This window comes from Sphaerotilus sp. (genome assembly GCF_034519685.1).
GTDB lineage: Bacteria > Pseudomonadota > Gammaproteobacteria > Burkholderiales > Burkholderiaceae_C > Sphaerotilus.
Window position 1 is genome coordinate 496145 of sequence record NZ_JAXHOF010000003.1, and the last position, 13753, is coordinate 509897.

General features: G+C 68.9%; 14 protein-coding genes. 11 read left to right on the forward strand and 3 right to left on the reverse strand.

The genetic code is table 11. From position 1 onward, the window contains the following. The first annotated feature begins 2 nt into the window (after positions 1 to 2). The 8 genes from wecB to U5O44_RS05835 all read left to right on the forward strand — a co-directional run bounded on the left by wecB (position 3) and on the right by U5O44_RS05835 (position 8203). Positions 3 to 1166: a non-hydrolyzing UDP-N-acetylglucosamine 2-epimerase gene (gene wecB, locus U5O44_RS05800; protein WP_322587512.1), complete on the forward strand. Its 1164-nt coding sequence runs from the start codon at positions 3 to 5 to the stop codon at positions 1164 to 1166. 1 nt (position 1167) lies between these two features. Further along, on the forward strand, positions 1168 to 1959 hold the full coding sequence (locus tag U5O44_RS05805; RefSeq protein WP_322587513.1) for a YaiO family outer membrane beta-barrel protein: 792 nt from the start codon (positions 1168 to 1170) through the stop codon (positions 1957 to 1959). Positions 1960 to 1992: 33 nt separating this feature from the next. Continuing rightward, positions 1993 to 2844 (forward strand): hypothetical protein, encoded by an 852-nt coding sequence (locus tag U5O44_RS05810; protein WP_322587514.1) that lies wholly within the window; start codon positions 1993 to 1995, stop codon positions 2842 to 2844. Positions 2845 to 2853: 9 nt separating this feature from the next. Next, complete coding sequence (locus U5O44_RS05815; RefSeq protein WP_322587515.1) at positions 2854 to 4149, forward strand: hypothetical protein; 1296 nt, start codon at positions 2854 to 2856, stop codon at positions 4147 to 4149. 63 nt (positions 4150 to 4212) lie between these two features. Beyond that, positions 4213 to 6384, forward strand: a complete 2172-nt coding sequence (locus U5O44_RS05820) for a polysaccharide deacetylase family protein (protein WP_322587516.1) — start codon at positions 4213 to 4215, stop codon at positions 6382 to 6384. A gap of 178 nt (positions 6385 to 6562) precedes the next feature. Then, the gene (locus tag U5O44_RS05825) at positions 6563 to 6886 is read left to right on the forward strand and encodes a YkvA family protein (protein WP_322587517.1); all 324 of its coding nucleotides are present in this window, start codon (positions 6563 to 6565) and stop codon (positions 6884 to 6886) included. A gap of 14 nt (positions 6887 to 6900) precedes the next feature. Continuing rightward, entirely contained in the window at positions 6901 to 7131 is a 231-nt protein-coding gene (locus U5O44_RS05830; RefSeq protein WP_322587518.1) for an RNA-binding S4 domain-containing protein, read from the forward strand. Positions 7132 to 7216: 85 nt separating this feature from the next. Then, positions 7217 to 8203: a Tim44 domain-containing protein gene (locus U5O44_RS05835; protein WP_322587519.1), complete on the forward strand. Its 987-nt coding sequence runs from the start codon at positions 7217 to 7219 to the stop codon at positions 8201 to 8203. A 30-nt stretch (positions 8204 to 8233) separates the two neighbouring features. On the opposite strand, the gene U5O44_RS05840 is transcribed toward U5O44_RS05835, so the two are convergent. Next, complete coding sequence (locus tag U5O44_RS05840; protein ID WP_322587520.1) at positions 8234 to 9355, reverse strand: GGDEF domain-containing protein; 1122 nt, start codon at positions 9353 to 9355, stop codon at positions 8234 to 8236. Between the two features lie 214 nt (positions 9356 to 9569). On the opposite strand from U5O44_RS05840, the gene U5O44_RS05845 reads away from it, so the two are divergent. Beyond that, entirely contained in the window at positions 9570 to 10061 is a 492-nt protein-coding gene (locus U5O44_RS05845) for a HugZ family pyridoxamine 5'-phosphate oxidase (protein ID WP_322587521.1), read from the forward strand. Positions 10062 to 10129: 68 nt separating this feature from the next. Next, a complete protein-coding gene (locus tag U5O44_RS05850; protein WP_322587522.1) occupies positions 10130 to 10936 on the forward strand; it encodes a mechanosensitive ion channel family protein in 807 nt (268 codons plus the stop codon). On the opposite strand, the gene U5O44_RS05855 is transcribed toward U5O44_RS05850, so the two are convergent. Beyond that, positions 10927 to 11337, reverse strand: a complete 411-nt coding sequence (locus U5O44_RS05855; protein ID WP_322587523.1) for a methylglyoxal synthase — start codon at positions 11335 to 11337, stop codon at positions 10927 to 10929. The two genes, U5O44_RS05850 and U5O44_RS05855, sit on opposite strands and share 10 nt — an antisense overlap. A gap of 455 nt (positions 11338 to 11792) precedes the next feature. On the opposite strand from U5O44_RS05855, the gene U5O44_RS05860 reads away from it, so the two are divergent. Continuing rightward, entirely contained in the window at positions 11793 to 13280 is a 1488-nt protein-coding gene (locus tag U5O44_RS05860) for a DEAD/DEAH box helicase (RefSeq protein WP_322587524.1), read from the forward strand. A 105-nt stretch (positions 13281 to 13385) separates the two neighbouring features. Here U5O44_RS05860 and U5O44_RS05865 read toward each other — a convergent pair whose 3' ends face one another. After that, positions 13386 to 13703, reverse strand: a complete 318-nt coding sequence (locus U5O44_RS05865) for a hypothetical protein (RefSeq protein WP_322587525.1) — start codon at positions 13701 to 13703, stop codon at positions 13386 to 13388. Between the last annotated feature and the right edge of the window lie 50 nt (positions 13704 to 13753).

Here is a 13753-nt window from a genome sequence, read left to right on the forward strand (position 1 = left end):
CCATGCAACGCCCCATCCTCATCTCCGTCGGCACCCGCCCTGAAATCATCAAGATGGCGCCCGTCCACCACGCACTGCGGCGCCAAGGCCTGCCGGTGGCTTGGGTCCACACCGGCCAGCACCGCGAGATGGCCCAGCCGCTCTACGCCTTCTTCGGCATCACGCCCGAGCACGAGGTGACGTTGGAGCGCCGCAACGGCCAGCTCTCGCACCTGAACGCGCTGCTGCTGGAGGGCCTGTCGGCCGTGTTCGAGCAGGTGCAGCCCCGCGCCGTGCTGGTCCACGGCGACACGACCAGCACGCTGGCCTCGGCGCAGGCGGCGTTCTACCAGGGCGTGCCGGTCGGCCATGTCGAGGCGGGGCTGCGCACCTTCAACCACCGCGAGCCCTTCCCCGAGGAGATGAACCGCGAGCTGACCGCGCGCCTGGCGCACTGGCATTTCGCGCCGACCGCCCAGGCGGCGGCCAATCTGCGCAACGAGGGCGTGCAGGCGCCCGCCATCCACACCGTCGGCAACACCGCCGTCGACGCCGCCCTGGCGGGCACGGCGCGGGTCACGTCCCTGCTCGCCGAGGGCCACGCCGTGCTGCCGGCCGAGCTGGACCTGCTGCGCGAGGGGCTGGAACAGCGCCACTGGCGCCTCGTCACCGTCACCGCCCACCGCCGCGAGAACTGGGGCGAGGGCATCGAGAACATCGCCCGCGCGGTGTCCGACCTGCTCGATGCCCACCCGGATCTGGCGGTGGTCTGGCCGGTGCATGGCAACCCGGCGGTGAGCGATGCGGTGCAGGCCGCGCTGGGCGACCAGGCACGGCGGCTGGAGGGCCGGCTGACGCTGTGCGCGCCGCTGGAATACCCGGCGCTGCTCTGGTGCCTGCACCGCAGCGTGCTGGCGCTGACCGATTCCGGTGGCATCCAGGAAGAAGGGGCCGCGCTGTCCTGCCCGGTGCTGGTGCTGCGCAACACCACCGAGCGGCCCGAGCTGATCGAGGCCGGCGCCGGCGTGATCGTGGGCACCGACCGGGCCCGCATCGTCCAGACCGTCTCTCGCCTCCTGGGCGACAGTGCCGGCCTGCAGGCCATGCGGGACGCGGTCAATCCCTTCGGAGACGGCACCACGGCGCAGCAGATCGCCGCGGTGCTGCAACACGACCTGGGAGTCTGAGATGCAACGCCATGGCTCCCTTGTCGCCGCGTCCTTGCTGCTGCTCGCCGGCACCGTCGCCGCCCAGGACACCCCCACGCCCGCCCGCAGCGGCCAGATCGAACTCACCCAGCGCCAGAGCCGCTACAGCGCCGGCCTGCCCAGCGCACAGGCCACCAGCCTGCGCGGCAGCTGGGCCCTGGGCCAGGACACCGTGCTCAACGCCGAGCTGCTGTCGGAGAAGAAGTTCGACGCCCGCGGCGGGGTCGCCGCGCTGGGCGCGACCCGCAACCTGGACGCCGACTGGTTCGTCAGCGCCAACCTGACACGGGGCTGGGGCGGCCCGAACTGGGCACGCAGCCGGCTGGATGGCACCGTCTCGCGCAAATGGGGCGCCGACCGCCAGCTCGTGACCACGCTGGGCCTGTACCGCGCCAACTTCGACGCCGGCCGCAGCGACCGCGGCCTGCGGGTGTCGGCGAACTACTACCTGAACCACTTCGTGGTGCTGGAGGGCGGCGCGACCTTCAACAGCAGCCACCCGGGCAAGGTCCGCTCGCAGATGCCCTATCTGGCCGTGACGCTGGGCACCGAGGGCCTGCAGTTCCTGAGCCTGCGCGCCAGCCGCGGCAGCGAGGCCTACCAGAGCGTCGGCACGGCGGCACAGCTGGTCGACTTCGACAGCCAGTCGCTGAGCCTGGACTGGCGCTACTGGCTGGCGCCGGACTGGGGCATGCACCTGCACGCCGAGCGCTACCGGAACCCGAGCTACCGCCGCACCACCGTGGGCGGCGGGCTGTTCCTGCAGCTCTGATCCGTCCACAGCGAGCCCACGGAGTCCTCACCCATGTTCCGCAGATCCCCTCCGGCGAACCGGCCCGATTTCCAGCACTCGGTGCTGCACGCGGTGCTGGGCGAACTCACGCCCCGCGGTGCCCGTGGCGGCCGGGTGCAGATGCACCGCTCGATCTGGGGCCTGCACCTGCCGCCACACCGGCTGGCCGGCTCGGTGCTGCTGGCGCTGGTGCTGACGGCGCTGCTGGTGCTGCTGCGGCCGACGATCGCGGCGCTGTGGTCGACCGAGCTGCTCTGGTGGGTGACGCGCATGGAGCTGTCCGGGCGTTTCACGGCCATCACGGAACACAGCCACCTGCCCTTCCAGATCGCCACCCCCACCCTCATGCTCTTCGTCAATGCACCGCTGCCGACGACGCTGATGTTCAACGCCATCGGTGTGGTGGCGGCCTGGTGGCTGGCAGGGCTGCTGCCGGATGTGGCCCGACCGGGCTGCTACCTGCTGCGCTTCGCCGCGGTCATCCATGGCGCGGCGGTGCTGTTCTTCTGGATCTGGCCAGCGAGCTTTCCGCACTCGGTCAACGAGCACATCGGCAACGGCCTGCAGCAGTGCTGGGCGCTGATGCTGCTGGCGCCGTGGATCCACCTCTGCACCTATTACCTGTTCGCCGTGACCTGGCTGCAGCGCCTGGCGCTGACGCTGCTGACCTGGGCCTACCTCTTCGTGCTGGCGCCGCTGCTGTTCGCGCTGCACGCGCTGGTGCTGCACGCCTGGGGGCCGCTGGCCATGCCGCTGCTGCACCTGCTGTTCGGCGTCATGGTGACCATCATCGGTTTCGTGGCGCTCTATGGCTGGGCCATGGGCTGGGCCAACGCACGCCTGCAGCCCGCCCCCATCCCCTGAAGGAGCACCATGCCCCGCCACACGCCACACCAGCCACACCAACCACACCAGCGCCTGCGAAACGCCCTGACCGCCCTCGCCGGCGCCGCCTGCATCGGCCTCACGCCCGCCAGCGCGCAGGTCAGCGCCAGCACGCCGCCGATGGACAGCCTGTGCCCGCCAGGTGCGCTGGTGGACGCGGCCTTCCGCGACGCGGCGGTGCTGACGATACGCCAGCTGGTCGTGCGCGCCCCGGGCCAGGCCAGCCATGGCGCCGTGCGCCGCGCACTCGCCGCCGCACACATCGACAGCCAGCGCCGCCCCTGGCACCACATCGCGGCTTACGAAGGCAACCTCGGCCTGATCGGCGCGCTGCGGATCGATCCCACCCTGCGCACCGAGGCCGCCGACTGGCTGCGCTGGCAGGTGCGCAACCTGCCCTTGCGGGGTGTGGACCAGGGGGTGCTGCACGACCGCTGGGTGCTGGCCGACGGGTCGCTGCAGTCGACCTGCCCGCCCGACATCGACGCCCGCCACTGCAAGCAGATCGACGCCACCGACAGCACGATCGCCTCGCTGTTCCTGATGGCCAAGGCCTATCTGGACAACGGTGGCGACGCGGCCCTGTTGCGCGAGCCGGCAGTGCGCCTGGCGCTGGAGCGCGCCGCGGTGACGCTGGCGCGGCTGCAGCAGCCCAACGGCCTGAGCTGGGCCAAGCGCAGCCACCCGGTGGCCTACCTGATGGACGCGGTGGAGGTGGCCGCGGGCTGGCGGGCACTGGCCCATGTGCAGGACACCGTCTGGGCCCAACCCCAGGCCGCACAGACCAGCCGCGCCCGCGCCCAGCGCACCAGCAGCGGCGTCGAGCAACAGCTCTGGGATGTGGACACCGGCCTCTGGCGGGTCAGCCTGGACTCCGGCCCGGCGCAGACCCGCCACTGGTATCCCGACACGATGGCGCAGGCCTGGCCGTTGCTGTGGAGTTCACCCGGCCAGCCGGCCAGCTTCAGCGCCTCGCGCGCAGCCTGGCCACGGGCCGCCGCCCGGTGGCGCACCAACGACACCGCCTGGCAGACCCGCAACGTCGATCCGGCCGGCTTCTGGTGGCCGGCCGCCGCGGTGGCCGCGCACTGTGTCGGCGACACGGCCGCGGCGGTGGACTGGGTGGCGCGCGCCCGCGCTGCCTGGCTCCGGCCGGAAGCGCCATTTGCCTGGCCCTTCCAGGTCAGCGACCTGCTCTGGCTGCTCTGGCTCGCTGAACCCGGACCACCGCAGGCCCCGCTGCCCGCACCGACGGCCGCCCCTGCCGACCGACCGGGCGGCTGAAGCACGCCGCCCGTCTTGCTCTTGCCCCCCATTCCGTTCCAACCAACCCCAAGGAGAGTCCCGATGCCAACGAAGCACATCCCCCGAACCCTCACCGCCCTCACCACCGCGCTGGTGCTGGGCCTGGGCCTGTACACGCCCACCGCACACGCCACCTTCATCACCAGCAAACCGGCCCGCGACACGCTGGTCATGCTGGTGCCGGACGGCGCCAATCTGGGCGCCTGGCCGGTCAAGGTCTGGACCGATTCGGCCGCCGAGGAAGGCATCCGCCTGCAGACCATGACCGACTCGGCCTTCCTCGCGCTGGGCAACACCGCCGCGACGAAGATCGCCGGCCTGATCCTGCCCGACAGCGCCCATCTGCAAGCCAGCGACGCTGTCGTGGCTGCCGTGACGCAGTACACCAACCTGGGCGGCAAGCTGATGCTGGTGTATGACGCCGGCGCCCTGACCCCCACTGGCTTCTATGCCCCGGGCAAGTCGCGGTTCTCGGCGCTGGCCGGCGTGGACTACACGCTCTATGACACGCTGCGGGAGCGCCTGGTGGGCTTCGGGCCGGTGGTCAGCGATGCGGCCACGCTCGACTCCCTGCGCTTGCCCCCCGGCAAATACATGACCTGGACCCCACCCACCACGCTGGCCCGCACCGCCAGCACGAGCAGCCAGTTCGTGCAGACCAGCGCCTCAGACCCGGTGGGCACGCAGGCCATGCGCAGCTACATCGAGGCCCGCGCGCTCAAGCGCATCGACGAAAGCTCGCGCAATGTGCGCACCGGCCAGACCCTGGGCACCCAGGCCGTGCGCGATCTGCTCGGCCTCAACAGCCTGCCCGCCACGTCCAGCATCACGCTGGCGCCCAAGGTCAGTGACACGACCCCGGTGAGTGGCACGACCACGACCACGTCCACGACCACCGCGCGGCTCGCCACCACCGCCCCCGCCACCGCCCCGCTGAAGGCCATCAGCAGCTACGGCTACGGCTACCTCGACTATTTCAGCTTCGTCACGCAGGGCACCTACACCGGCACCGCCCACCTGACCTCCCCGGACCACGGCCTGGTCGCCGGCAGCCGCCAGGTCGGCAGCGGCAAGGTGCTGTTCGTCAACATGCCGCTGGGCTATTTCAAGGCCATCGGCACCGACAGCGCGCCGCTGCACGGCTTCCTGAACCTCTTCGCCCGCCAGCATGTGCAGATGCCGACCATGTCGGTGCAGCCCAAGGGCGTCGGCGGGCTGGTCTACAACTGGCACATCGACGACGGCGACGACCTGACCTCGGACGCCAAGTTCCTGCTGGACTCGACCAGCCTGCTCAAGCGCGGGCCGTTCTCGGTCCACTTCACGGCTGGCCCGGACACCGTCACGCTCGGCGACCGCCGCGGCATGAGCCTGGACACCAACACCGCCTCGCAGACCCAGTTCCAGCGGATCAAGCAGCTTCCCGTCAAGCACGAGCTGGCCTCGCACGGCGGCTGGAACCACGACCTCTTCGGTCTGGGCGCCGACGAGACCAATGCCGCCACCTACCTGCCCTGGCTGGAGCTGAACTTCGCGGCGGTCGAGCGCCTGTACGGCAAGAAGACCACGGAATACTCCGCACCCCAAGGCAACAACCCGACCTGGGCCGTCAACTGGCTGGACAGCCGTGGCGTCGTCGGCATGTACTTCGTCGGCGACACCGGCTCGGCCGCGGTGCGGTCGTGGCGCGCAGGCAATCGGCTGAGCAACAAGGTCTGGAGCTTCCCGCTGTCCCCGTTCGAGAAGTACGGCACCTTCGAGGAATTCGAGGAGTTCGGCATCCCCGACACCGCCTCGGGCCAGTGGCTGCTGAATCTGCAGAACTTCGTCGTGAACAAGCGCACCAACCGCATGTTCTACAACCACCCGCCCGGCGCACGCGGCCATCTGCCCGCCCTCAACCCGCTGATGACGGCCGCCGACCGGCTGCAGGCGGCGGGCAAGTTCCGCTGGTACACGATGACGCAGCTGGCCCAGTTCAACGAGCGCCGTCTGGCCACCCGCTGGAGCGCCGCCAGCAACTTCGGTTTCTCGACCTTCACGGTCACGCATCCCAGTTCGCTGGCCGACCAGACCTGGCTGCTGCCCAAGGCGCGCTACGCACGGCCGATCGTCGTCAGCGGCCGCGGTTCGGTCCTCACCACCGACAGCAGCGACTGGGTCGTCACCGCCAGCAGCGGCACCACGATGAGGTTCATCGCCGCCGAACGCTGAGCACTGGACGCCGGGCGCTGCATGGAGCCGCGCCTCCACACGGCGCCGTCATCCCCGGTGGCCGCTGCTGCGTTACGGGCGGACCGCCGGGGATCCCCGACACAGAACTTGAGTCCAGGTACCGGGTGGATTTCTGTCGCAGAATCCGGACGCTCGTCGTCCTTTCCGGAGGTGAAACATGTGGAAACGTATCGCGGTCGTGTGGGCCCTCATCAAGACAGATGCCCGGGTGCTCTGGTATGCCCTGCAGCATCCGCAGTCGCCGCGCTGGCTGAAGTTCGGGGCGGTCGGCATGGTCGCCTACCTGCTGTCGCCGGTCGACCTGGTGCCAGACATGCTGCCGATGCTGGGCCTGGTCGATGACATGGTGCTGATTCCGCTGGTCATGCGCTGGCTGCTGGGGCGTCTGCCGGCCTCGATCCGCGACTATGCCGAGCGGCGTGCGCGCGGCGAGTCGGTGGACAAGACGGGGCGGCCGACGGTTGTGCGGATCGTCGACTGACGTACGATCGGGTCATGAACCTGATCGACTTTGAACTGCGTGGCGAATTCATTCCTCTGGATGCCCTGCTGAAGGCCACTGCGGTGGCCCACAGCGGCGGGGCCGCCAAGACCCTGGTCGCCGAAGGTGCGGTCCAGGTGGACGGACAGCCGGAGTCGCGCAAGACCTGCAAGATCCGGGCGGGGCAGGTGGTCACGGTCGCTGCGGCCCACACCCGCATCCGGGTCCACCGTCCCGCACTCTGAGAGCCCCTGCGGGCAGCTGGAACTTTTCGGCGATCCTGCAGTCTCAAGCTGCACGCTCCACCCAACCCCCACCATTGAGGAAACGATGAACCACTTCTGGCGTACCGCGGTCTGCGTGCTCGCGCTGAGCACCGCCTTGGCTCCTGCACTCTCCGAGGCCAAGCGCCTTGGCGGCGGCAGCTCTTCCGGCATGCAACGCAGCGCGCCGTCCAAGGGCACACCGGCACAGAACACGCCCGCCCAGACACCGCAGACTCCGCAACAAGGCGCCACAGCCGCAGCGCCGATGGCAGGGGCGGCCGCGACCGGCGCCGCAGCCGCAGCGGGCAAACGCTCGTGGATGGGGCCGATCGCCGGCCTCGCCGCGGGCCTCGGCATCGCAGCACTGATGAGCCACCTCGGTCTGGGCGAAGCCTTCGGCAACTTCCTGATGATCGCCCTGCTGGTCATGGCCGCATTGGCCGCCTTCGCCTGGTTCAAGCGCCGCTCGAACGGCTCGGGCCAGCGCCCGGCCCTGGCGGGTGCCGCCGCGGGTGCTGGAGCCGGCGGTGGTTTCGGCAACGCAGCCTCGCAGCCTGACGGCGCCATGCAGCGCTCTGCGCACAGCGTGAGCTGGCCCGGCGCCACCAGTGCCGGCACCCAGGGCAGTGCAGCCGCCAGCTTCGGTCAAGCTGCCGCGGCACCGGCCGCAGCCAGTTTCCCGGCCGATTTCGACCGTGCTGGCTTCGAGCGCATCGCCCGGATGATCTTCATCCGCATGCAGGCCGCCAACGACCGCGCCGACCTGAACGACCTGCGCGAGTTCACGACGCCCGAGATGTTCGCCAGCATCCGCGCCGATCTGCAGGACCGTGGCAGCAAGCCGCAGGAGACCGACGTGGTCGAGGTGCGGGCCGAGATCATCGATTTCGACCGCGAAGCGCAGCGCGACGTCGTCAGCGTGCGCTACACCGGCCTGATCCGCGAGGAAGCCGGTGCGCAGGCAGCGCCGTTCGACGAGGTCTGGCACCTGATCCAGCCGAGCGACCGCAGCCGCAACTGGGCCATCGCCGGGATCCAGCAGGCCGGCTGACGCCCGGCGGGCGCAGCACAGGGGCCGCGGTCAGCCGATCACGACCCTGTTGCGCCCCAGACGCTTGGCCTGGTACAGCAGGTCGTCGGCGCTCCCGTAGAGCAGTTCCAGGGTAGTGCCATGCTGCTCCAACGCAGTGTGGCAGACCGCCACGACACCCACAGAAACGGTCACGGCCAGCGGCTGACCGCCTTTGCCGGGCAACACCAGCGCTTCAGTGGTCTGGCGTAACGCCTCGGCCAGCTCGATGGCCCCGGCCCGATCGGTCAGCGGTAAACCGACGCAGAACTCCTCGCCACCCATCCGGCCGAACACATCCGACGCCCGCAGCCGCAGCCGGACCGCCGCCGAGAAGCGCCGCAGCACCTCATCCCCGATCTGGTGCCCGTGCTCGTCGTTCACCCGCTTGAAGTGGTCCAGATCGAGCAGCAGCAACGCCATCGGCGTACCCTCGCGCCGACAGCGGTCCAGCAGATGGCCAAGCATCGTCCGGGCGGTCGCCCGGTTGTAGCAGCCGGTCAGGTCATCACACGACGCCAGTCGTTGCATCTGCCCCTGTGTTCGCTCGATGTTGGCCAGCAGAAAGCCGAAGCTCGATCCGATCACAGCCAGGAACGCCGTCAGCAAGGTCAGGCTCTGCACCCAGTCAGGATGCAGCAGATGGCGGTAGCGGTCCGGCTCCTGCAGCGCGTGCACCCCTCGCACCACCAGCGCAGTCCAGCACACCATCAGCGTGATGGCCATGGTCCGCAGGGATGGCTCCAACTGCCATCCTTTCCGCAGCAGCACTTGCAGCGTGGGCACCAGCAGCCATGTGAACCAGAAGCTGACCATGGCCGCATAAAAAGCGTAGGGCGTGGTGCGCAGCGCCATCCAGGCCAGCAGCAGCACGCCAGCACCGTAGACCAGCCACCCCGTCAGCGGCGCCTTCTGTTGGTGAACGAACTGGTGCACGGCATGTCCATAGAACACGATCCCCGCACCCAGCAGCGCGTTGCTCAGCAGGATGGCCGGCCCCATCGGCATCCACAGGCGCAGCGGCATGCTCACGAAACCCAGCAGCGCCAACAAGCTGCCCCATGCCCAGATGCGCAATTCGGGCCGCTCCGCCATGAGGGAACGCCGCGCCAGCCACAAGTCCAGCACCAGCATGGCGTAGCTGGTCACCAGGGCGATCAGAACGGTCGGCGAATGGATGTCCATACTGCGGTCTCCACGCGGTGAGGGCGCCGCGTAGCCCCCTGCCCCGCGATCCTTCCGCCCACCCCGTTCACGCTGACCAGTATCTCACCCACCGAAAGTGAAAATACGCCACATGCCATCCGTCACTGCCCCTGACTCGCCGTCCTCTCCTGCCCCCGTACCAATGTCACACCTCGACCGGAGTCTGCTGGATCTGTTGCACCGCCGCCGCACAGCCGCGCTGGGCACACGAACGGTGGAGGGGGAGCCGGCCCTGTCGATAGTCCCGTACGCGATAGACCCGGCGAGCGGCGTCTTCGTGCTGCTGATCAGCGGACTCGCCGCACACACCCGGCAGCTCCAGGACCATCCACGCGCCAGCCTGCTGGTCTGCGACAGCGAGGACCAGGCCGACAACGTGCACGCCCTCGCCAGAGTCAGCCTCGACGTGGAGGCAGACTGGCCGATCGTGGATTCCGGAGACGCCCAGGCCGCGTCGGCCACCTATCTGGCCCGGCACCCGGCAGCGGAGCTGCTCACGCAGTTGCCCGACTTCCGCTGGGTGCGCCTGCGTCCGCTTCAGGCCCGGCACGTGGCCGGCTTCGGTGCCGCACGCACCCTGGATCAGACGCGCCTCTCCGCATTGATCAGAAATAACCCAGACCAAAGACGGTAGATTTAATTCCGGAATTCCTTCACAGTTGCAGCGTGCAATTTTGCACATAGCGACTGAGGACTTCCGCGATGGACATGACTTCGATCCAGAACTTCCTGAGCACGACCGCTCTGGACCTGGGCATCAAGATCCTGGCAGCGATTGCCTTCTGGATCGTGGGCCGGTGGCTGATCGGCAAGGTGGTGGGCTTGATCCAGGCGGGCATGAACCGCAACTCGATCGACCCGACGCTGACCAAGTACCTCGGCTCGATCATCACGATCGCCCTGAACATCACCCTGGTGCTGGGCATCCTGGGTTACTTCGGCATCCAGACCACGTCGTTCGTCGCGATGCTGGCCGGTGCCGGTGTGGCCATCGGGGCGGCCTGGAGCGGCATGCTGGGCAACTTCGCAGCCGGCGCGTTCATGCTGGTGCTGCGTCCGTTCAAGGTCGGTGACTTCGTGAGCATCGGCGGCATGACCGGCACGATCCACGAACTCGGCCTGTTCGCCACCACGATCATCACGCCGGACAACGTCATGACCCTGGTCGGCAACGGCAAGGTCTTCGGCGACACGGTGCAGAACTTCTCCGCACTGCCGGCCCGCCGCGTCGAGCGCACCGCGCAGCTCGCCCAGGGCGTCGACCCGCTGGACGCCATCGCACGCCTGAAGGTGGCAGTCGCCAAGATCCCGAACGTCGCCGCCAGCCCCGCGCCGGAAGTCCACCTGCTCGACTTCAAGCTCGAAGGCCCGGTGATCTCGGTGCGCCCGTACACGCACACCGACAACTACTGGCAGGTCTATTTCGACACCAACGAAGCCATCATCAAGGTCTGCCAGGAAGCCGGCTGGCCGGTGCCTGCTGCCTACCACAAGGTGGTTCAGGGCTGATCGGATCCTGCTGCGGCCAGTTGGCTGGCCATCTGCCGCAGCAGCAGACGTGCCGTGCTCACATTCGTGGCGCACGGCACGTCGTGCACATCGCTGGCCCGCACCAGTGCATTGATGTCCGGCTCGTGCGGCTGCGGCGTCATCGGGTCACGCAGGAAAATCACCACGTCGATCTCACCGACCGCCAGACGTGCACCGATCTGCAGATCCCCGCCCAGCGGGCCGCTGAGCAGCCGCTCCACCGCCAGACCGACTTCAGCCTGCAGCCGCGAGCCCGTGGTGCCGGTGGCACACAAGGCACAGGTGTTCAGCAGACTGCGGAATTCCGTGGCAAGCGCCACCATCTCGTTTTTCTTGCCATCGTGGGCAATCAAGGCAACACGGCAGGGTTGGGGGTCCATCACAGGGAATTCCTCGCTCAAAAGCCCATCGTAGCCAGCGGCAGTTACACCCCCGTCTCAGTCTGTGTTCAATTTGATGATGCGGCGCAACATCAACTCCGGGAATACGCTACAATCGCAGCTGCTGTCTCTGACGCAACTGCCGCGACGTCCTCAACGACCTTCGCATGGCAGCAACGACAACAGGCACAGCTGTTTCGTTCATCCCCTCTGACCTTCCTCTTTCCCCTCATCCCTCCGGCAGACCTGTTTGGTTCTGCGGGGCTGCAGGCGCGGTCGGCGGCGATGCTGTTCGACCCGGGCGGGCTATTTCTCCACCCCCTTAGAAGCTTGCGAGCGTGGCGCGTTGACGGATGACGCCCCATGGACGCTGGCCCGCCATTGCGTTTGTCGCACGTGTTGTGCTGACGGCGCTAGCCTGAACGGCGCCCATCGACGGTGCCAGATGAGAACCCATGAGCTTTGATACCCTTGGCCTGAACGAAGTCCTGCTGAAGTCCCTGACCGATTCCGGTTACGAGACCCCGACCGAAGTCCAGGCACGCACCATTCCCGCCGCCCTCGCCGGCTCCGACCTGCGCGTGTGCTCCAACACGGGCAGCGGCAAGACCGCCGCCTTCGTGCTGCCGGCACTGGAGCGCGTGCTGGCTGCCCGTGCCGATGCCGCCGCACGCGGCGTCAAGGGATTCCAGCCCAACAAGGGCCCCCGCGTCCTGATCCTGACCCCGACGCGTGAACTCGCCCTGCAAGTCTCGAAGGCCGCGATGACCTACGGTCGTCACGTCCAGGGCCTGCGTGTGGCCACGGTCGTCGGCGGCGTGCCTTACGGCGCCCAGCTCGCCGCACTGCGCGGCCAGCTCGACCTGCTCATCGCCACCCCGGGTCGCCTGATCGACCACCTCGACAGCGGCAAGGCCATCCTCGGCCAGGTCGAACTGCTGGTGCTCGACGAAGCCGACCGCATGCTGGACATGGGCTTCATCGAGGACATCGAGCGCATCGCCGAATCGCTGCCGGCCGAGCGCCAGACCGTCATGGTCAGCGCCACCTTCGCCGGTCAGGTCGGTCGTCTGGCCGACCAGATCCTCAAGGACGATGCCCAGCGCATCGAGGTCGCCAACCACACCGACAACCACGCCAGCATCGAGCAGCAGCTCCTGTGGGCCGACAGCCTGGACCACAAGTCCGCGCTGCTGGAGCACATCCTGACCGACAAGGACATGCAGCAGGCGGTGATCTTCACCAGCACGCAGCGTGATGCCGACGATCTGGCGGCCCGCCTGTACGACCTCGGCCACGCCGTGGCACCGCTGCACGGCGGCATGCCGCAGGGCCGTCGCACCCGCACGCTGATGGCGCTGCGCCGCGGCGAGCTGCGCATCCTGGTGGCCACCGACGTCGCCGCGCGCGGCATCGACGTGCCCACCATCAGCCACGTCATCAACTACGGTCTGCCGATGAAGGCCGAGGACTACGTGCACCGCATCGGCCGCACCGGCCGCGCTGGCCGCACCGGTCGCGCCATCACGCTGGCCGAGCGCCGTGACGTGTCGATGATCCGCCGCATCCAGCAGTTCACGACCCGCGCCATCCCGATCAGCATCATCGAAGGCCTGGAGCCGACCCGTGCCGCGCCGGAGATGTTCCCGAACCGTGGCCCGATGCGCGAAGGTGGTCGTCCGCCGTTCCGTGGTGCCCCGGGCCGTGGTGCGCCGGGTGGCGGCTACCGTGGCGCCAACGCGGGTTATGGCGCCCCGCGTCATGATGGTCCGCGTCAGGACAGCCGTTTCGACGGTCCGCGTGGTGGCGATGCTCCGCGCTTTGACAACGACCGTGGGGCTCCGCGCAGCGCGCCCCGCTTCGACAACGACCGTGGCGCTCCGCGCAGCGGCTTCGGCGCCGGCCGTCCGGCCATGCGTCCGCGCAGCACTGGCCCGCGCTGAACGTTCCGTGCAGGCGAAGCCCGCCTCTCCATGAAAAACCGGCCGACCTCGGCCGGTTTTTTTTCGTCCGGGCCCGACCACGTGCGGCTGTGTCGCCAAGTCCGTTCAGTGCCGACGCCACTCGCCACCGCGCCGTGCCCATCCCCGCTGACCACGCTCCCAGCGGTGCGGCTCCCAGTGCTGTCCCGGACGTCGGGCCTCCCAGCGCCCGGGGATCCAGACATGGCGTCCGCCGGACCAGTTCCAGAATCCATCGATCCAGAGATAGCCCACCGCCGGTGGAGGGCCTGGCCGCTCGGTGCGCACCGGCGGCGGCTCGACCACCACCACGACACCGTCGTCATGGTGGGCATGCCGGGGATAAGGGGCGATCACGCAGCCCGCCATGCTGGCCCCCAGCGCCAGCATGGCCAAGCCAAGCATGCGCCGTACCCGAAAAGTCACTGTGGTCGTGGTCATGGCATCGCAGCGCA